Annotated in this window: 18 protein-coding genes; 9 read left to right on the top strand and 9 right to left on the bottom strand. The window is 68.9% G+C overall.

What is annotated here, in order from left to right:
• The first annotated feature begins 180 nt into the window (after window positions 1-180).
• The 8 genes from ACU6XJ_RS23350 to ACU6XJ_RS23315 all read left to right on the top strand — a co-directional run bounded on the left by ACU6XJ_RS23350 (window position 181) and on the right by ACU6XJ_RS23315 (window position 8,191).
• Window positions 181-678 carry a hypothetical protein gene (locus ACU6XJ_RS23350; protein WP_476315649.1) on the top strand — a complete coding sequence of 166 codons (498 nt, stop codon included), beginning with the start codon at window positions 181-183 and terminating at the stop codon, window positions 676-678.
• Window positions 679-1,007: 329 nt separating this feature from the next.
• Window positions 1,008-2,117, top strand: coding sequence for a FecCD family ABC transporter permease (locus ACU6XJ_RS23345; protein ID WP_476315646.1), 1,110 nt, complete (start codon window positions 1,008-1,010; stop codon window positions 2,115-2,117).
• On the top strand, window positions 2,117-2,917 hold the full coding sequence (locus ACU6XJ_RS23340; RefSeq protein WP_476315643.1) for an ABC transporter ATP-binding protein: 801 nt from the start codon (window positions 2,117-2,119) through the stop codon (window positions 2,915-2,917). The genes ACU6XJ_RS23345 and ACU6XJ_RS23340 overlap by 1 nt, the downstream gene beginning before the upstream one ends.
• Window positions 2,914-3,894, top strand: coding sequence for an ABC transporter substrate-binding protein (locus ACU6XJ_RS23335; protein WP_476315640.1), 981 nt, complete (start codon window positions 2,914-2,916; stop codon window positions 3,892-3,894). Before ACU6XJ_RS23340 ends, ACU6XJ_RS23335 begins: the two co-directional genes overlap by 4 nt.
• On the top strand, window positions 3,891-4,811 hold the full coding sequence (locus tag ACU6XJ_RS23330) for a GHMP family kinase ATP-binding protein (RefSeq protein WP_476315637.1): 921 nt from the start codon (window positions 3,891-3,893) through the stop codon (window positions 4,809-4,811). Before ACU6XJ_RS23335 ends, ACU6XJ_RS23330 begins: the two co-directional genes overlap by 4 nt.
• Window positions 4,804-5,823, top strand: a complete 1,020-nt coding sequence (locus ACU6XJ_RS23325) for a pyridoxal-phosphate dependent enzyme (protein ID WP_476315635.1) — start codon at window positions 4,804-4,806, stop codon at window positions 5,821-5,823. The genes ACU6XJ_RS23330 and ACU6XJ_RS23325 overlap by 8 nt, the downstream gene beginning before the upstream one ends.
• Window positions 5,820-7,022, top strand: coding sequence for an ATP-grasp domain-containing protein (locus ACU6XJ_RS23320; RefSeq protein WP_476315632.1), 1,203 nt, complete (start codon window positions 5,820-5,822; stop codon window positions 7,020-7,022). The genes ACU6XJ_RS23325 and ACU6XJ_RS23320 overlap by 4 nt, the downstream gene beginning before the upstream one ends.
• A complete protein-coding gene (locus tag ACU6XJ_RS23315) occupies window positions 7,019-8,191 on the top strand; it encodes an MFS transporter (protein WP_476315629.1) in 1,173 nt (390 codons plus the stop codon). The genes ACU6XJ_RS23320 and ACU6XJ_RS23315 overlap by 4 nt, the downstream gene beginning before the upstream one ends.
• Here the strand turns inward: ACU6XJ_RS23315 and ACU6XJ_RS23310 are convergent.
• Together ACU6XJ_RS23310 and ACU6XJ_RS23305 are read right to left on the bottom strand one after the other, a co-directional pair.
• Window positions 8,166-8,900 (bottom strand): class I SAM-dependent DNA methyltransferase, encoded by a 735-nt coding sequence (locus tag ACU6XJ_RS23310; protein WP_476315626.1) that lies wholly within the window; start codon window positions 8,898-8,900, stop codon window positions 8,166-8,168. The genes ACU6XJ_RS23315 and ACU6XJ_RS23310 overlap by 26 nt on opposite strands.
• A gap of 69 nt (window positions 8,901-8,969) precedes the next feature.
• On the bottom strand, window positions 8,970-9,545 hold the full coding sequence (locus ACU6XJ_RS23305; protein WP_476315623.1) for a sigma-70 family RNA polymerase sigma factor: 576 nt from the start codon (window positions 9,543-9,545) through the stop codon (window positions 8,970-8,972).
• A 54-nt stretch (window positions 9,546-9,599) separates the two neighbouring features.
• Here ACU6XJ_RS23305 and ACU6XJ_RS23300 point away from each other — a divergent pair, with 54 nt between their 5' ends.
• The gene (locus ACU6XJ_RS23300) at window positions 9,600-10,331 is read left to right on the top strand and encodes a zf-HC2 domain-containing protein (RefSeq protein ID WP_476315620.1); all 732 of its coding nucleotides are present in this window, start codon (window positions 9,600-9,602) and stop codon (window positions 10,329-10,331) included.
• Window positions 10,332-10,415: 84 nt separating this feature from the next.
• On the opposite strand, the gene ACU6XJ_RS23295 is transcribed toward ACU6XJ_RS23300, so the two are convergent.
• The 7 genes from ACU6XJ_RS23295 to ACU6XJ_RS23265 all read right to left on the bottom strand — a co-directional run bounded on the left by ACU6XJ_RS23295 (window position 10,416) and on the right by ACU6XJ_RS23265 (window position 19,208).
• On the bottom strand, window positions 10,416-11,489 hold the full coding sequence (locus ACU6XJ_RS23295) for a lactonase family protein (RefSeq protein WP_476315617.1): 1,074 nt from the start codon (window positions 11,487-11,489) through the stop codon (window positions 10,416-10,418).
• 134 nt (window positions 11,490-11,623) lie between these two features.
• Complete coding sequence (locus ACU6XJ_RS23290) at window positions 11,624-12,421, bottom strand: siderophore-interacting protein (protein WP_476315614.1); 798 nt, start codon at window positions 12,419-12,421, stop codon at window positions 11,624-11,626.
• Between the two features lie 39 nt (window positions 12,422-12,460).
• Complete coding sequence (locus tag ACU6XJ_RS23285; RefSeq protein WP_476315611.1) at window positions 12,461-13,321, bottom strand: hypothetical protein; 861 nt, start codon at window positions 13,319-13,321, stop codon at window positions 12,461-12,463.
• Window positions 13,318-13,989 (bottom strand): hypothetical protein, encoded by a 672-nt coding sequence (locus tag ACU6XJ_RS23280; RefSeq protein ID WP_476315608.1) that lies wholly within the window; start codon window positions 13,987-13,989, stop codon window positions 13,318-13,320. The genes ACU6XJ_RS23285 and ACU6XJ_RS23280 overlap by 4 nt, the downstream gene beginning before the upstream one ends.
• A gap of 178 nt (window positions 13,990-14,167) precedes the next feature.
• Complete coding sequence (gene meaB / locus ACU6XJ_RS23275; RefSeq protein ID WP_476315605.1) at window positions 14,168-15,157, bottom strand: methylmalonyl Co-A mutase-associated GTPase MeaB; 990 nt, start codon at window positions 15,155-15,157, stop codon at window positions 14,168-14,170.
• Between the two features lie 2 nt (window positions 15,158-15,159).
• On the bottom strand, window positions 15,160-17,346 hold the full coding sequence (gene scpA / locus ACU6XJ_RS23270) for a methylmalonyl-CoA mutase (RefSeq protein WP_476315602.1): 2,187 nt from the start codon (window positions 17,344-17,346) through the stop codon (window positions 15,160-15,162).
• Entirely contained in the window at window positions 17,346-19,208 is a 1,863-nt protein-coding gene (locus ACU6XJ_RS23265; protein ID WP_476315600.1) for a methylmalonyl-CoA mutase family protein, read from the bottom strand. The genes scpA and ACU6XJ_RS23265 overlap by 1 nt, the downstream gene beginning before the upstream one ends.
• Between the last annotated feature and the right edge of the window lie 123 nt (window positions 19,209-19,331).

Below are 19,331 nucleotides of genomic sequence, written 5' to 3'. Positions count from 1 at the left end.
GGAGTATGCGCGTAATAGCTTGACTACTGCGCGGAGTTGCGCGATTACGAAATGTTGCGGTGGAAATAACCGTCCGTCGGGATATGCAGGCAAGCCACCGATGTTGGCAGCCCGATCTCGATGGCCCGCAATTACTCACCGCGTGAGCAATCAAACAATTCCCTTTGAAAGGAACGCGTCGTGAAACGCATCCGCATGTCCTTATACGCCTTCGCTGTCGGGCTGTTGGGTCTGACCGCTCTTGCGGCGCCCGCGGCGGGCGTGGAGACAGCTCCCCAGCAGCAGGGGAACGTCGTCGTCTTCAACGAGGTGAACGACCAGCACCTGGAGGATGAGGACGGACTCCTCGCGACCGCCGAGTTCCACGCTTCGCTGGCCCAGGAGTGGACGCTCGAGCGCAGGCCTGGCAGGGCCGTCGCCATCCGCAACGCCGAAAGCCGCGCCTGTGTCAGCGCGGTCAGTCCCGAGGAACTGGAACTTCCGCTGCTGAGGTGCACCCCGTTCGACGCCCGTCAGCAGTGGATGCCGGTTCCGGTTGCGGGGGAACGCAGCGTGCTGTTCCGCAACGTGGCCTTCCCGAACTACTGCATCGACGAGGGACAGCCCGAAGCTCCGGCCGAGCTCCTGAGGTGCCAGCCCGGTGCGCACAGCCAGCACTGGATCGTGCAGCCGATGTGAATCCACCGCGGCGATACCAACGGGAACAATCAGCACCCTCAATGCGACCGGCCCCGTTGAATATCGCAGCTGACTCCGAGAACGCTGGAGCGTATTTCCCCGAGTAAGCACCAGCGTAGCAGGATCAGACAATGAGTCAGGAAAATCCCGTCGGACGGCGTGGCCCCGCCGTCCGCCGGCTTCTTACTGCCTAATGCCATGCTGGACAGGCATATTTGGATCCATTCATATCTGACCAATGGAGTAGTTTCTAGGCCGAACAGCGCAACTAGTACGGCGTTTCGGATCACGTCGGGAACTTGCCGATTCGGACCACCGACTTCCAGACCATGAGTCAGAATCTGGGGGCGGCGGTGCTCGACGCCCCGGTGCCGGAGCGGGCACCGGACAGCGCACGTCGCAACAGCTCGAGGCGGCTCACCATCACCGTGGTGTCGCTGACCGCCGCGCTGCTGGTGTCCATCGTGGCCGGGATCGCGCTCGGCCCGAGCCTGGTCCCGCTGCGGGACGTCCTCCACTTCCTCGGCGCCGCCCTCACCGGCGGCACGATCTCGCCCGACGAGGTCACCGGCTACGCCATCGTCTGGGAGGTCCGCGCGCCGCGGGTGCTGCTCGCGGTACTGGTCGGCGCGGGCCTGAGCATTGTCGGCGTCGCCGCGCAGGCCATGGTGCGCAACGCCCTCGCCGACCCGTTCGTACTGGGCGTCTCCTCCGGTGCGGCCGTCGGCGCCACCATCGTCGCGGTGTTCGGCGTGTTCGCCGCGCTGGGCATCTACGCGTTGTCCATCGCCGCGATCCTGGGTGCGCTGGGCGCGACAGTGCTGGTGTACTTCGCCGCCCGCAGCGCGCTGGGGCTGACCCCGCTGCGGCTGGTGCTCACCGGCACGGCACTGGCCTACGGCTTCGAGGCCATCGCCAGCGTCGTGGTGTTCCTGGCACCCACCGGCGAGGCCGCACGGTCGGTGTTGTTCTGGACGCTGGGCAGCCTCGGCGCCGCCACCTGGGGCGTCATCCCACCTGCCGCCATCGCGGTGCCGGTGGCCGCGGTCCTGTTGTTTCGGCTGGGCCGCTCGCTGGACATCCTCGCCACCGGCGACGAGACCTCCGCCAGCCTCGGCGTGGACGCGGCCGCGTTGCGGCGCGGGCTGTTCCTGCTGCTGGCGGCCGTCACCGGCATCCTCACCGCCGTCAGCGGCGCGGTGGCCTTTGTCGGGCTAGTGATGCCGCACCTGGTGCGCATGCTGGTCGGCTCCGGTCACCGCAGGGTGCTGGTGGTGGCCCCGCTGGCGGGCGGCGTGTTCATGATCTGGGTGGACGTGGTGTCCCGCACCGCACTCGCCCCGCAGGAACTGCCGCTGGGCGTGATCACCTCGCTGATCGGCGTGCCGGTGTTCGTCACGCTGATGCGCCGCCGCGGCTACCTCTTCGGCGGCCGCTGATGGAACTCGCGCTTCGAGGCGTTTCCGTCGCAGTCGCGGGCAAGACGCTGGTCCGCGCACTGGACCTGCACGTCGGCACCGGCGAGGTCGTGGGGCTGGTCGGCCCGAACGGCAGCGGCAAGTCCACCACCCTGCGCTGCGTGTACCGGGCGATGCGGCCCAGCGCGGGCGCGGTGCTGCTGGACGGCACCGACATCGCGGACCTGACCCTGAAGGAGAGCGCGCGGCGGGTGGGCGCGCTGACCCAGGACAACCACGCCGACCTCGATTTCACGGTGGACGAACTCGTCGCCATGGGCCGCACCCCGCACCTGCACGGCGGACGCGCGCTCACCCAGCACGACCGGGATCTGTGTTGGCAGGCCCTGGGGCAGGTCGACGCCCGGCACCTCGCGGGTCGCAGCGTGCACACGCTGTCCGGCGGCGAAAGGCAACGGGTGCTGATCGCCCGCGCGCTGGCCCAGCAGCCGAAGGTGCTCGTGTTGGACGAGCCGACCAACCACCTCGACGTACATCATCAGGTCGCGCTGCTCGCACTGCTGCGCACCGCGGCGCTGACCACGGTGATCGCGCTGCACGACCTCAATCTCGCGGCCCAGGCCTGTGACCGGATCGGCGTGCTGCGCGCCGGTCGGCTGGTCGCCTGCGGACCGCCGGAGCAGGTGATCACCACCGCGTTGGTGCGCGAGGTGTTCGAAGTGGACGCCGTTGTCGTCCCGCACCCCACCACCGGTATCCCCCAGCTCCTCTTCGAGTTGCCCGTCACCGCATCCCCCGCCCACGAGGAGGCACTTCTGTGAAACGTCTCGTGACCGTGATCGCCGCGGCCACGCTGCTCGCAGGCTGCGGCGCCACCGTCCAGCAGCCCGCGGCCGAGCAGTCGGCAGGCACCAAGTTCACCAACTGCGGCAAGGAGATGAGCTACCCGACGCCACAGCGGCCGGTCGTCTACGACATCGGTTCGGTGGAAATGATGTTCGCGCTGGGCCTGGCCCCGAAGATGCGCGGCTATGTAATGAACAAGGTGGAGGACGTCAACATCCCCGACTCGAAGTGGCGGGAGGACTTCACCAGGGTCGAGCGGCTGGGCGACCAGCGCATCAGCAAGGAGATCGTGCTGGCCGCCAAGGCCGACTGGGTGATGGCCGGTCTCAACGCCGGGTTCGCGGAGTCGAGGGGAATCACTCCGCAGATCCTGGACGGCCTGGGCATCCGCAGCTACATCACCACCGAGACCTGCTTCAAACAGGACAGCAGTGCGACCAAACCACCGCTGGAGGCGATGTACACCGACCTCGGCAACCTGGGCACCATCTTCGGCGCGAAGGACAAGGCGGACAAGCTGATCGCCGAATACCGGGACCGGATCGGCAAGCTGGAGGCGGCCCGGCCTGCCGGAGCCCAGCGGCCCCGGGTCTTCCTCTACGACTCGGGCACCGACCAGCCCTACTCCCCCGGCGCCTACGCCGTCCCGCAGGACGTCATCGACAAGGCGGGCGGGGCGAACATCCTGGCCGACCAGAAGGACCGCTGGATCAACGTGAGCTGGGAGGCCGTGGTCAAGGCCAACCCCGAAGTGATCATCATCAACGACTACGGCGATCAGCCTGCCGCGGACAAGCAGAAGTACCTGGAGTCGCTGCCCGCGCTGGCCAACGTGGACGCGGTAAAGAACAAGCGGTTCTTCGTGCTGCCCTACGCCTCGCTGGTGGCGGGTCCGCGCAATGTGGACGCGGCGGAGAAGTTCGGCGGCTATCTGAGGTCGATCGGGCGATGACAGCCTCCCAGGTACGCGGGCTGGCCGAGATGATCCCGGCCGCCCGCGGTCCCGAACGGGCGCTGCCGGTCTCCGGTGTCTGCCACGGCACGCTGGGTGAACTGTTCCAGGGCCCGGTGCTCCACGACGGCAATCCGCAGATCGGGCTCGTCTCTTTCCCGGTCGACCGGCACGCCTGGGTCCACTTCGGACCTGACGGCAGGGAGACCTCCGCGCTTCCCGTCAAGACCGCCACCGCGGTGTCGCTGTTCCTGGCGCGTTACGGGCTCACGCTGCCCGCGGGCGGCTGGAGCACCCACACCGAGTTGGAGGTGGGCATCGGCATGGCCAGTTCCACCGCCGACCTGGTGGCGGCGCTCCGGTGTCTTTTCCGCTTGTTCGGGATGCCCTACGACCAGCACGCGGTCATCGACATCCTCTCCAGAATCGAGCGCGCCGACAGCGTCTTCCTCGACGAGTTCGCGCTGTACCTGAGCGGACGCCACCGGGTGGTGGAACGGCTGGGCGCCGAGATCGCCTTCCACACCTGCTACGCGGTGGAGCCGGGCATGGTCGACACCGCCGCGGTGACCCCGCTGCTGCTGCGGCACTACCGCCGTCACGCGCCTGCCTACCAGCGCTGTCTGACCGACCTGCTGACCGCCTTCCGCGCCGCCGACGCCCGAGGCGTCGCCCGGGCCGCCACCATCAGCGCGGAGCTGTCGCAGCGGGTGCTTCCCAAGGCTCTCTTCGATGACGTGCTGGCCCGCCGCGCGGAATTCGGCGCCGCGGGCGTCTTCGTGGCGCACACCGGGCGCATCGTCGGCTACCTGTTCACGGCGCGGCCGGATCGGGCGCTGATGGACGAGCTGTCCGCGTTCTTCCGCGGGCTCGGTCACCAATGTAGGTTCGCACGAGGGGGATACGGCGTTGCATGAGCACATCGCGGAGGCGTTGAAAACTCCCCGCCTGGTCCGGCTGTCCGACGACGTGGTCCTCGCCCGGTTCGAGACCATGAAGATCTATTCGGCGTTGGCCGCCGTGCGGTCCCTGCTGGACCGCGGCATCGTCAAGCCCGGTCAGACGCTGATCGACAGCTCCAGCGGCATCTACGCGACCTCGCTGGCGCTGGCCTGCCACCGCTACGGCATGCGCTGCCACATCGTCGCCTCCACCACCGTGGACGCCACCGTGCGCGCTCAGTTGGAAATCCTGGGCGCCACGGTGGAACAGGTCCAGCCGTCGGCGAACCTGAAGCTGGACCAGGAGCTGCGGGTGCGGCGGATCAAGGAGATCCTGGCGCAACGGCCTGAGCTGCACTGGATGCAGCAGTACCACGACGACATCCACTACCTGGGTTACCGCGAGTTCGCCGACATCGTGACCAACGAACTGGCGGCGGCGGGCCTGGGCGACCGGCCGCTCACCGTGGTCGGCGGGGTGGGTTCCGGTGCGTCCACCGGCGGCTTAGTGGAGCACCTGCGGCGTAAGGATTGGCGGGTGCGGCTGGTCGGCGTGCAGCCCTTCGGCAGCGTCACCTTCGGCAGCGAGCACCTCTCCGACCCGGACGCCATCATCGCGGGCATCGGCAGCTCCATCGAGTTCCGCAACGTGCAGCACGAGTTCTACGACGGGCTGCACTGGCTGGACTTCACCCACGCCATGTCGGGTTCGATCGCGCTGCTGCGCGAGCACGCCGTGTTCGCCGGGCTGTCCACGGGCGCGGCGTACCTGGTGACGGGCTGGGAGGTCGACCGGGCACCCGAACGCGTCCACCTGGTGATCGGCGCCGACACCGGCCACCGCTACGTGGACCGGGTGTTCTCCCGCCACCGCGAGGCACTGGACGCGGCCACGTTGAAACCGCACGAGATCGAGACCCTGGCCGACCTGGAAATGCCTTGGTCGGTCATGCAATGGAACCGCAGATCAGCTCCGGAGACACGATGACGATCGTCCTGCTGGAATCCCTGACGTTCGGCCTCGGCCGACTGGTGGCCGCCGCCGACGCGCTCGGCGAGCGGATCTGCCTGCTCACCGGCGACAAGGGCTACTACACCTACGAGCTGGACCGGCTGCCCGCCGACGCGCTGGACATCGTCGTGGTGGACACCTTCGACGAGACCGCGACCCGCAAGGCGCTGGCGGACATCCCGAACCTGCGTGGCCTCGTCAGTTCCACCGACACCTGGGCCGTCCAGGGCGCGGACTACGCGCGTGAACTGGGCCTGCCCGGACTCGATCCGGAGGTGGTCCGGCTGGTGCGCGACAAGCAGCGGGTGCGCAACCTGCTGCACTCCCACGGCCTCACCCGGGGCCGGGCCGTCGAGGTACAGCCCGACCTGGAGTATCTGCGCCGCGAGGTGGGCCTGCCCGCGATCATCAAGGACACCTCGGGCACCGGCAGCCGCAACGTGTGGCTGGTCCGCGACCAGGCCGACCTGGACGTCGCCTTGACCGAATCAGCGCAGGCCAACCTGTTCGGCGGGCTGCTGGCCGAGCCGTTCGTCGCCGGGCCTGTCTACAGCGCCGAAACCGTCACCTGGGCGGGCCGCACCCGGCTGCTGGGCGTGTCCAGCAGGCTGATGTCGCCGGAACCGGCGTTCGTGGAGGCGATCACCGCCTTCCCGGTGGCATTCCCGCCCGCCGAACTGTCCGCTGTGGACACCTGGGTGGGCGATGTGCTCGCCGCACTGGGCTACACCGACCGGTTCGCGCACATCGAGTTCGCCATGACCAAGGATGGACCCGAGGTCATCGAGGTGAACCCACGGATCGGCGGCGCGCAGGTCGCCGAGTCGGTGTGCCGGGCGCTGGGCTACAACGTCTACCTCGCGCTGCTGGAGCAAGCACTGGGCCGCAGGCCGGAGTTGATGGACGCCGACCTGCCCGGCGGGCCGGCGGTCGCGTTCACACTGAACTACCCGACGGCGCCCGGTGTGCTCACCGAGGTCCGGGGCGTGGATCGGTTCGCCGAACTGCCCGGATCCCCGGAGTGGCTGCCCACCAAGGAGATCGGCTCCCGCCTGGAGCACCTGAGCGACCACCGCGGCTGTGCCGGCATGGTGCTGGCCGAGGCGGCGACCGCCGAACTGGCCGTGCACCGCGTGGTGGTGGCTTCCGGTGTGCTGCGGCTGATCACCCAGTGACCGACACCGACTCCCGCCCGCGGTTATCGCTGACGCCGTCGCTGCGATTCCTGCTGGTCAGCTCGTTCCTGATCCCGTTCGGCAGCTTCATGGTGCTGCCGTTCATGTCGGTGTTCCTGCACGAACGCCTCGGCATGGGCCTCGGCTGGATCGGCGTGGTGCTCGCGGTGGCGTCGCTGGTGCAGTTCTCCGGCGGCATCATCGGCGGCGCCGTCGCCGACCGGATCGGCCTGCAGCGCACGATGGTGCTGGCGCTGTGTGTCCGCTCGGCGGGCTTCCTGTGCTTCCTGCTCGGGCTGCGCTGGCCGCCGGTGGCCATCCTGGCGCTGATCCTGACCTGCTGCGGCGCCGCGCTCTACCTGCCTGCCAACAAGGCCTACCTGGTACACCGCGTCACCAATGACCAGCGCCCGCTGTTCCTCTCGGTCAGCAACGCCACGCTCAACGCGGGCGTCGCCGTCGGCCCGATCGTGGCCGGTCCCTTCGTGCTCAGCCACTCCGGTTGGCTGTTCACCGCAGTGTCGGCGCTGTTCCTCGCCGTTACCCTCGGCCATGTGCTGCTGCCGGTGGAACACAGCGACCCCGAAACGACCACCGCGCCCGAGCGCGGCCTGCTCAAGGGCATCGCGGTGCTGCCGTTCTGTGCCACGGCGGTCACGTTCTACCTGTACTTCTACTTCCAGCACTACCTGGCCGTCTACGCCGTGGAACGCACATCCACGGTGTTCTACAGCGTGATCCTGCTGGTCACCGCCCTACTGGTGGTCGTGTTGCAGCCACTGGCTTCGGGCTGGATCAAACGCCTGCCTTACGGCCGCGCGATGCTGTTCGGATTCGGCGGGCTGACGCTCGGCCTCGCCGTGATCTCTCTGGGCAGCGGCGTGGCGATGCTGGCGGGTGGCGTGTTGATCACGTTGGGGGACATCGTGTTGTTCCTCAAGAACGAGTTGGAGGCCCTGGACCGTTCGACCCGCTCCCCTGCCGTGGTGTTCGGACAGCAGCGGCTGGCCGCCGGACTCGGTGCGTTCGCCAGCGGGATCATCGGCGGCCAGCTTTACGGCGTCGCGGAAGGTCTTGGCTCGGCGGGCCGGTTCTGGCTGTTCGCCGCCGCCCAGTGCGTCCTGCTGCCGCTGCTGTTCGCGGTCAGGAAGGCTTCACAGCCTGGATGAGGAGGCGGTCGGCGTTCTGGTCGAACGGGGCGCCGTGGTAGTCGCCGAAGCATTCGATGCCGGTGAACCCGGCCTCGGTGAGCATGACCTTGAGCTCGGCGGCGCTGTAGACCCAGAAGGTCAGGGTCTCGCGGGTGGTCCTGGTGGGGGTGACCAGGACCCAGTCGCTGCGCATGCGGGTCCAGTCGTCCAGTGCGGTGTCGTGCTTGACGATCAGCATGTCGTCCTGACGCACCACCTTGGGGGCGGTGGAGTAGCGGGCGAAGACCTCTTTGCCGGCGAGGTCCAGCATGATCTTGCCGCCGGGGACGAGGCTGTCGTGGATATTGCGCAGCACCCGCTGGTTGTCCTCGGCGTCCTCGAAGTAGCCGAACGAGGTGAACATGATCATGCCGACGTCGTAGGACTCGGGTTCGACGAAGGTGCGCATGTCGGCCTGCACCAGGCGGGCCTCGCGTGGCTCGCAGGCGGCCTTGGCTCGGTTGAGCAGATCCTGGTTCACGTCCACGCCGGTGACCTGGTAGCCGCGGTTGGCGAGTGCCGAGACCCAGACGCCCGCACCGCAGGCGAGGTCGAGGATTCGCGCACCGTCGCCGAAGTCGAACAGTGCGGACTTCTTTACAGTCTCCGCCGTGTCGGCGAAGCGCTTCTCGGAGAAGACGTGGGTGTAGAAGTCCGCCCAGAACTGCTCGTTCTCGTACCAGGACATGCGTGATCCCCTCAGAAAGGTGTGAGCCGTCGATCAAGTAGTCGGACGGACGGGTGCGAAGGTTCCGGCTCAGCGCACGCCGACATCGGGCTGGCGATCGGAACGCAGCAGGTCCTCGCGGGCCCGCGCGACCCGGGAGCGGACGGTGCCGATCGGGCAGCCGCAGACCTGCGCCGCCTCCTCATAGGACAGTCCCAGGATCTGCGTGAGCACCAAGACCTCCCTGCGCTCGGGCTCCAAGCCGTCGAGCATCAGGTTGAGCTCCACCATGTCCTCAAAACCCGCAACACCCCGTCGCTGAGCAGCGTGGACCTGCTCGGCGGCGGTGATCCAATCACCGCCCGCGGCCAGCTTGGGGCGCGCGAGTTCGGCCCTGACCTGGTCGACGGCGACCCGCCGGGCAATGGACAGCAGCCAGGTGCGGGCGGTGGAGCGGGCGGCGAAACGCGGCAGGCTGGGCAGTGCGCGCAGGTAGGTCTCCTGCGTCAGGTCGTCAGCGGAATTCACCCCGGCGAGGTGCGCGACGAACCGCCACACATCGGCCTGGGTGGCCCGGACGAACTCCTCCAGCGCCGACCGGTCACCTCGGCCCGCGGCCAGGGCCAGGGTCGTCACCGGGTCATGATCGACTGCCGCGTTGCTCACGCTTTCCACCGTAGGCCAAAATCGGCGGGAACTTTACCGACCTTGGTTTCGACTATGTATGACGTGGATTGCAAGACCTGTCGGGTTGCCCTTTCTGCCCGGCTTGACGGCGAAAACGAGCCCGTGGACCCCGGGCTCGTCGACGCGCACTTCGACGGCTGCGCGGCCTGCACGCGGTGGTACGGCGAAGCCGCCGCGTTGACCCGCAGCCTCCGGGTGCGGCCCGCGACGGCCACCCCCGACCTCGCCGAGTCGATCATGGCAGCGGCACCCGTGCTGCCGAGGCGACGCGACGAGATCCCCAGGATCGCGCTGGCCGCGGTGGCGCTCGGCCAACTCGCCCTGGGGGTTGGACAACTCGTCGGTGTCGGCCATACCCACGACGGCACCGCGATTCACCTGTTCAACGAGAGCACGGCGTGGAACCTGGCACTGGGTTTCGGCCTGCTGATGGCGGCGCTGCGCACCAAGACGGCGACGGGGCTGCTGCCCGCCATGAGCGGGTTCGTGCTGCTGCTCGCAGGCCTGTCCACGTATGACCTCATCACGGGCGAGGTCAGCGTCGGCAGGCTGGCCTCCCACGCGTTCCTGGTGGTCGGCCTCGGTCTGCTCTACACGGTGCACCGACAGCATCGGCGCTCCGGCAGTCCGACCCCCGGCCATCCCGACGCGCTCGGCGAGGACGAGTACCGGGTCGACGCCGACCCGCCCGCACGGCAGACGGGCGGGAACTTCAGACCTGGTCGGCCACCGCTCCGGCCGGCCAGCCACCACCGGGCGGCCTGAGCGCCCGGTGGTCTGCTCCACCGCAGCCGCGAGGGCCCGGTCCCCGATTTCGGCCACCGGGCCCCCGCTGCGGGGGGGTAAGCGCTATCCGAACAACACCACGGCGGGCGTGTTGACGGCCGCCTTGCCCGCGGCCGGGCTCAGCCGCCCGGTTCCAGGGTCACGCGGCAGCCAAGTCACGGCATTGGAGTTCTGATTGGCGACGTACAGCCGCCGCTGATCCGCGCTCAGCGTGAAGTGCCGCGGCCACGCACCACCGGTCGGCACGGTGTCCACAAAGGCCAGCCGATCGCCGTTGACGCTCAGCGTCGCGATGCTGTCGTGCCCGCGGTTGGAGGCGTAGACGAACTTGCCGTCCGCGGACACCTCGATCTCGGCGGGGAAGTTCTTCTCCGGCTTGGCATCGCCGAGCGTGCCGATCACCTGCCCGGTGGTGAACCGCCCACCTTGGGCATCCCAGTGCAGGACGGTGATCTCGGACCGCAGCTCACCCAGCAGGTAGCACAGCGTCCCCTGCGGATGGAACGCCAGATGCCGCGGTCCCAACCCGGCGGGCAGCTTGAGCTGCTGGTGCTGCTTGAGCTTGCCCGTGGCGGTGTCCAACGCGTACACGTAGACGGAATCGGCTCCGAGGTCCACGGCAACAACCCACCGCCCGCTGGGATCGGTGACGATCTGGTGGGCATGCGCCTCCCGATCGGTGCCCTGGTGCTTGATCAGATCGGTCGCCGCACCGATCTTCCCGTCGGCCTCCAACGGCAACACCGACACGGTGCCGTCGGTGTAGTTCGCCACCAGCAAGAACCGCCCGCTCGGGTGAACACTCAAGTGCGTCGACCCCGACCCGCGTGTCGCCTGCTTGCCCAAGACCCGCGGCGTGCCGACGAGGCTGACCGCCGTGACCGCACCCTGCGGCACCAGTTCGTTGGTGACGTACAGCGTCTTCCGGTCTTTGGACAGCGCCAGGAACGAGGCGTCCGGCACGTTGTCCACGGCGGCACCGACGGTCAGCGCCCCATCCGCCGCGACGGTGCCCGTCTGCAACCCCCGCCCCGGCGGGTTGCCCCAGCTGCTGAAGCTCCCGAAATACACCGAGCCCGCCTTTACTTTGGCCGAGCCCACCCCGCCCAGAGCGGGCAGCAATCCCACAGCCGCCACCGCCCCCAGAAAACCCCGACGACTCAAGTCATGTCCTGTGGCCATTCGGGCACGATAACGAGCAGCTAGTGAACCCAATACCGACTTTGGTCTAGACCACCCATGCCGTCCCACGATAGCGCCACGCGATCGGGTCACGTGGCTTTGGCCGCCGCCTTCTCGGCTTGGAAGCCATCCTCATCGGCACCGATCCGCCAGTACCCGGAGATCGACAACGCGTCCTTATCCACCCCGCGCTCCTTGAGCAGCCCGCGCAGTTCCTTCACCGCGCCCGCTTCGCCATGCACGAAGGCGCAGACGGTGCCCGAGGGAAACTCGAACTCCCGCACCGCCGCCACCACGGACTGGCCCTTGCCTCGGTGCAGCCAGCGCAGGTCGAGCTTGCCCGGCGTCTCCAGCGGCAGCTCGTCCTCAGGACCGGACACCTCGATGAAGGCATGCACCTCGGCGCCATCGGGCATCCGGTCCAGCGCGGCCCCGATCGCGGGCAACGCGCTCTCGTCCCCCACCAGCAGATGCCACTCCGCATCCGGCGAAGGCGCGTAGGCACCTCCCGGCCCGAGGAACGTCACCTCGTCCCCCGGCTCGACGGACGCGGCCCACGGCCCCGCGATGCCCTCGTCCCCGTGGTAGACGAAGTCGATGGCCAACTCGCCCGCATTGGGGTCGAAGCGCCGAATCGTGTAGGTCCGGATCTTCGGCCACTGCTCCCGAGGGAGGTCCCGGCGGATCGCCTGGATGTCGAATGGCTCCGGATACTCGACGCCCGCCACCGGGAACAGCAGTTTGACGTAGTGGTCGGTGAATCCGTTGTCGACGAACTCCGCCAGCCCTTCGCCGCCGAGCACCAACCTGATCATGTGCGCCGACAGCCGCTCCCGCCGCAACACCTGCAGCTTGGTCAGCCGCCTCCGCCTGCCCTGATCAGCCACGCAACACCCCCGGAATCGTTCGAGTTAGTACAGCCTAACTCAGCGGCGGTTATCGCGGACGAACTCCAGGCGGATGGTGTCGTCGTCGGCGTTCAGGAGCACGACCACGCCGAATTCGCGCTTCCAGCCGTCGGAGACCAGGGTGTACCGCCCTCCGGTGTGGTCCAGCAGCCGCAGACCCGTGTAGCGGTAGCGGTACCGGCCTTCGGGGAGCGGCTCCTCCACGGCTTTCGGCGCTGTGATGTGCAGTTGCTCGGTGCTGTACACGACGACCCTGGTCAGGCTCGGCAGTCGGCTCGGGAAGTCGCGGGCCAACTGTCTGCCCTGGACGTCGGCATAGTTCGTGGCCGCCCAGAACAGGCTCAACGCGGCGAGCACAGCGGTGAAGGCCTTGATCGGACCGGTGCGGATGTCGGGAGCGGGCGGAACCAGCAGTCGGGCGGCGTACAGGGACAGCAACACGCCCGCGCCGAACGACAGCGGCAGGCAGACGTAGCCGACCACCGGGCGCCACTGCCAGATCAGGCCGAACACCATGGGCAGCCACAGCCACGACCAAGCCAGCACCGACAACAGCGACCGCGTCCGCACACTCGGGCCGTCCGAGCCGAGGGCGCGGGTGATCGGACCGTCGAGAATCGCCCACCCCAGCCCCACCAAGGCGATCACTCCGAGCGCGGGGAACGCCGGGCCGATGCTGCGCAGGAGGTAGTCCTGGGTGGACAGCGCGAAGATGCTCTCGTCCACGCCGAGCGCTCTGGCCTGGCTTTCGGACCGCTGCCAGCCGAAGTACACCAGCAACGCTGTGAGCACCGAGACGTTGGCGAGCAAGGTGGTGATCCAGCGCAGCACCTCGGGGGTCTCGGGCCACTCCCCTGTGGTCTCGGCCCGCCTCGTCATGTGGTCGGCTCTGCGCTCGTCGTCTCCTCGGCCGTGCTTTCGGTCGGCTTGGTAGTCGTGGTGGTCGTGCCCGTGGTGGTGACACCTGTGCGGCGCTCATCGACGTTGGTGCGGGGGTCGTCGACATCGCCGTCGTCGCCGTACTCCCACTGCGGTGCCTGTTCTACCCTGCATGCGGCCTTGGCCGGTGCGATCTGCTCGAGCACGCTGCGCACGGCCGTGCAGAGCCGCTGGTCACCGCTGGGCTTGTCCGGGCCCTTGTTCTGACTCGCCACGGCGAGCCGCCACTTATAGCGACTCATCCGGTCCACCCAGTTCTTGGCCTGCTGTCGCTTGCCTTGGCAGAGTTCGATGCCCGCCTGGTACAGCAGGACGTCGCGCGGCGAAGTCAGGATGACCCGTAGGTCGCCGGGCGGCCCCAGCTCCTGCTGCGCTTCACCGCAGTTCCCCGTCCGGATGAGGTTGTAGATCTGGGCGTTCTGGTCGGCCGAAACATCGCCCGCGGGCAGCCCGAAGGTGAACTTCTCCTCGTCGTTGGTCCGCGGAGTGTCGATTCCGCCTCCGCCCGTGGCGAAGGTGTCCGTGCCCTGCGCGTTTTCTCCGTCCTGCCCGGACGGCGGATCTCCGCAGCCGCCGCCCCCGAGCACCAGCGCCGCCAGTGCGATCATCAGCAAGCACCTCATGGCCCCTCCCCGAGACAAGTCCCCTCAGCAATGAGCGCTCCGTCGAAGCGGGGGCGCAATCGCTTGATCGGGTAATTCGGGGCAAACCGGCCAAATGGTTAGCCAGGTGAGAGCACTTCGTCATCCTGCCGCTGATCCGCGATCAGAGTCAGACCGCTTCCCGTCACCGGTTGTGGAACGCGGCCAGCAGCTGCTCGGCGGCCAGCGTCGCGGTGAGGGTGCCCTCGCTGACCTGGCGTTCCACCTCGGGCACCAACCCGCGGACGCGGGGATTGGATTTGAGCTGGGTGAGCAGGCGGTCGCGAACCATCGCCCAGGTCCAGTCGACCTGCTGCTGGCGCCGTTTGGCGGTGAGTTCGCCGGTGCGTTCCAGGGTGTCGCGGTGGCGGGTGACCGTGTCCCACACCTTGTCCAGGCCGGTGTTGGACAGGCCGCTGCACGTCAGGACCGGCGGCGTCCACCCGGCGCCGCGGGGCGGGTGGAGCAGGCGCATGGCGGCGGCCAGTTCGCGCGCCGCCTTTTCGGCATCCTTGGCGCCGGGGCCGTCTGCCTTGTTGACCGCCACGATGTCGGCGAGTTCGAGCACGCCCTTCTTGATGCCCTGGAGCTGGTCGCCGGTGCGGGCGAGGGCTAGCAGCAGGAAGGTGTCGACCATGTTGGCGACCGCGGTCTCGGACTGGCCTACGCCGACCGTTTCGATCAGGACCACGTCGTAGCCCGCGGCCTCGACCAGGACGATCGCGTCCTGGGTGGCGCGGGCTACGCCGCCGAGGGTGCCGGAGGTGGGTGAGGGGCGGACGAAGGCGTCGGGGTCGTTGGCCAGGGCCGCCATGCGGGTCTTGTCGCCGAGGATGCTGCCGCCGGTTCGCGAGGACGACGGGTCCACGGCGAGCACCGCGACCTTGCTGCCCGCGGCGGTCAGGTTGGAGCCCAGCGCCTCGATGAAGGTGGACTTGCCGACTCCGGGCACGCCGGTGATGCCGACGCGCATGGCCTTGCCCGCATGGGGCAGCAGCGCCGCGAGCAGTTCGGCCGACAGTTCGCGGTGGTCCTCGCGGGAGGACTCCACCAGGGTGATCGCGCGGGCCAGCATGCTGCGGTTACCGGCGAGCACCCCGGCGGCGTAGTCGGCGGGGTCGATCCTTCGGGGCATGGCTACGGGTGGTCCAGCTTCTGGCGGAGCTGGTCCAGTAGGTCGAGGGCGGCGTCTGCGATGACCGTGCCGGGCGGGAAGATCGCGGCGGCACCGGCCTGATGCAGCGCGTCGAAGTCTGCGGGCGGGATGACGCCGCCGACGACGATCATGATGTCGTCGCGGCCCAGACCGTCCAGCTCCTTGCGCAGCGCGGGCACCAGCGTGAGGTGGCCTGCGGCCAACGAAGACACCCCGACAATGTGCACGTCGGCCTCGATGGCCTGGCGGGCCACCTCCTCCGGCGTCTGAAACAGGGGGCCGACGTCTACGTCGAAGCCGAGGTCGGCGAAGGCGGTGGCGATCACCTTCTGGCCGCGGTCGTGGCCGTCCTGGCCCATCTTCGCGACCAGGATGCGCGGGCGGCGGCCCTCCTCCACCTCGAAGTCCGCCGTCGCCTGCTGCACGCGGGCGATGTTGGACACCTGACCTGCCTCGTCGCGGTACACACCGGAGATCGTACGGATCTGGCCCGCGTGGCGGCCGTACACGCGCTCCAGCGCGTCGGAGATCTCCCCGACCGTGGCCTTGGCCCGAGCCGCGTCGATGGCCAGCGCCAGCAGGTTGGTGTCCTCGCCTGCCTGCTTGCCCGCGGCCTCGGTGAGGGCGCGCAGGGCGTCCTGGGTGACCTGCTCGTCGCGTTCGGCGCGCAGGCGCCGCAGCTTCTCCAGCTGCTGGGCGCGCACGCCCGCGTTGTCGACCTTGAGCACCTCGATCTGCTCGTCGGCGGCGACCTGGTACTTGTTCACGCCGATCACCGGCTGGCGGCCGGAGTCGATGCGGGCCTGGGTGCGGGCCGCGGCTTCCTCGACGCGGAGCTTGGGGATGCCCTCGTCGATGGCCTTGGCCATGCCGCCCGCCTCTTCGACCTCTTGGATGTGGCCCCAGGCGCGCTTGGCCAGCTCGTAGGTCAGACGCTCCACATAGGAGCTTCCGCCCCACGGGTCGATGACGCGGGTGGTGCCGGACTCCTGCTGGAGCACAAGCTGGGTGTTGCGGGCGATGCGCGCGGAGAAGTCGGTGGGCAGCGCCAGCGCCTCGTCGAGTGCGTTGGTGTGCAGCGACTGGGTGTGGCCCTGGGTGGCGGCCATGGCCTCCACGCAGGTGCGGACCACGTTGTTGAACACGTCCTGCGCGGTCAGCGACCAGCCCGAGGTCTGGCAGTGCGTGCGCAAGGACAGCGACTTGGGGCTCTTGGGTTCGAAGCCCTTGACCAGCTTGGCCCACAGCAGGCGGGCCGCGCGCATCTTCGCGACCTCCATGAAGAAGTTCATGCCGATCGCCCAGAAGAACGACAGCCGCGGCGCGAACGCGTCGATGTCCAGTCCCGCCGCGCGGCCCGCGCGGAGGTACTCGACGCCGTCGGCGAGGGTGTAGGCCAGCTCCAGGTCGGCGGTGGCCCCGGCCTCCTGGATGTGGTAGCCGGAAATGGAGATCGAGTTGTACTTCGGCATGTGCCGCGAGGTGAACGAGAAGATGTCGGAGATGATCCGCATGCTGGGCAGCGGCGGGTAGATGTAGGTGTTGCGGACCATGAACTCCTTGAGGATGTCGTTCTGGATGGTCCCGGCCAGCTTGTCCGGTGACACACCCTGTTCCTCGGCGGCCACGATGTAGAGCGCCAGCACCGGCAGCACGGCGCCGTTCATGGTCATGGACACGCTCATCTTGTCCAGCGGGATGCCGTCGAAGAGCGTGCGCATGTCGTAGATCGAGTCGATCGCCACGCCCGCCATGCCGACGTCACCGGCCACCCGAGGGTGGTCGCTGTCGTAGCCGCGGTGGGTGGCCAGGTCGAACGCGACCGACAGACCCTTTTGGCCCGCGGCCAGGTTGCGGCGGTAGAAGGCGTTGGATTCCTCGGCGGTGGAGAAGCCCGCGTACTGGCGGATCGTCCACGGCTGGTTGACATACATCGTCGGGTACGGCCCGCGCAGGTAGGGCGCCACGCCGGGATAGGTGCCGAGGAAGTCCAGGTCGGCGGTGTCGGCAGCCGTGTAGAGCGGGCGGATGCCGATGCCCTCCGGGGAGTCCCAGGTGAGCTCGTCGGCGTCCAGCCCGGCCTGGGCCAGCGTCTGCTGCCAGTCGGCCAGGGTCGCGGCGGCGTCGGGGTCGCCGAGCGGGATCGCGCTGAAGTCGGGAATGCTCATCACGCCGCTCCAACCAGCTCGTGCAGTCGGGTGAGGACCTCGATGGCGTTGCAGCCCACGAAGATCGAATCGTCCACTGTGGATTTCAGTTCCTCGCTCGGCTTGCCCGCCACCAGGATCCGGCGGGCGCCTGCCGCGCGCAGTGCCGCGATCGTCTCGGCGCCGCGTTCGGCATAAAGCTTGTCGGAGGAGGCGAGGCAGGCGAGGTCGGTGCCGCTGTCCTTGAACGCGGCGACGACCTGCTCGGTGTTGTCGGTCTTGCCGCCGGGGACGGCCTCGAAGCCGCCCGCCTGGAACAGGTTCGCGGCGAAGGTGGCGCGTCCGGTGTGGACGGCCACCGGTCCGAGAGTGGCCAGGAAGACCCTGGGCCTATCAGGCATCGCGTCGCTGAGGTCGCGCAGCCTCTCGTAGTCCTCGGCGTAGCGGATGCGAGGCAGTCCGCCGCTCGGCTCGCCAGGCAGCGGAGCACGCCGCACGGGCTTCTCGGCGAGGTTGGGGAACTCGTTCACGCCGGTCAGCGCGTCGCGGCGGTGCGCGAGGTTGTTCCGCCTCCGCTCCCAGGTCGCGCCGAGTTCGTCGGCGATCTGTCCCGAGGACAGGGCCGCGGACAGGCCGCCCGCGGCCTCGACGCGCTGGAAGTGCTCCCAGGCGTGCTGGGCGAGTTGTTCGGTGAGGCGCTCGACGAACCAGGAGCCGCCCGCCGGGTCGATGACGCGGCCGACGTGGGACTCCTCCAGCAGCAGCGACTGGGTGTTGCGGGCGATGCGGCGGGCGAAGGCGTCGGAGAGGCCGAGCGCGGCGTCGAAGGGCTGCACGGTGACCGCGTCCGCGCCGCCGACACCCGCGCTGAAACAGGCCAGCGTGGTGCGCAGCATGTTCACCCACGGATCACGCCTGCTGATCATCGCCGATGAGGTGACGGCGTGCTGAAGCTGCGGGGTGTCGGGTGCGCCGCTGACCTCGGTGACCCGGTGCCACAGCCGGCGGGCGGCCCGCAGCTTGGCGATGGTGGCGAACTGGTCGGCGGTGGCGGCGAAACGGAACTCCAGTTGCGCCGCCGCCTGGTCGACGGTCAGCCCGGCCTCGGTCAGCGCGCGCAGGTAGGCCACACCGGCGGCGAGCGAGAAGCCCAGTTCCTGGGCGTCGGAACCGCCCGCGTCGTGGTAGGGCTGTGCGTCCACGACGATCGCGCGGAGCTTCGGGTAGCCCTGGCTCGCCCGGCGGGCGAGATCGACGGCGAGGCCGAAGTCGGCGGGGGCGCCGGTGCGGGCCTGGAAGCCCAGCGGGTCGGCGCCGAGGTTGCCGCGCACCTCGGCGGCGGGCACGTTGCGCCGTGAGATCAGGTCGAAGAAGGCGGTGGCGGCGCGTTCGGTCTGCTCCTCTGCGTCCAGCACGATGGCGGCGAGGTCGAGGTAGACGTCCTCCAGCGCGTCGGGCAGGGCCGTCACGGGCAGTCCGCGCTCCCCCAGCCGCAGCCACAGCGAGCTGACGCCGTTCTCCAGGTCGTCCAGGATCTCTTTCTTGGCGGCCTGCAGATCGGGGTTGACCTGGCGGGCCCGCACATCCCAGCCGCCGGGCACCGCGCCCGCGGGGGTGCCGCCGCGGGTGAACGGCGCCAACCCGGGCAGGCCTGCGTCGGGGATGCCGTCGTCGGCGGTGTAGAGGGGCCGAAGGCGGATGCCGTCGTAGGTGAGAGTGCCCAGCAGTTCGTCGATGCGGGCGGCTGGATCAGCCGGGGCCTGCTCGTCCTCGCCGAGCGCACCGGATTTGCGCAGGACGCCCTCGACCAGCCGCTGCCACTGCTGGGCATCCGACGTCGGGAACTCTCCTGCCAGGACTAGCTCGTCCACTGGCGGCGTCATAAACCACGATCGTAGGCAAGAACGTCCGGTTCATGCCGTGAGACACCTGTGACATCTGCTACTCACCGGTAACTTCGTGTCGGTCCCGCACCCGAACGGGCATTCGATACTGTCCTCATCGAG

The organism is Actinorectispora metalli (assembly GCF_056323685.1).
This window is presented reverse-complemented; position numbering and strand designations above follow the sequence as displayed.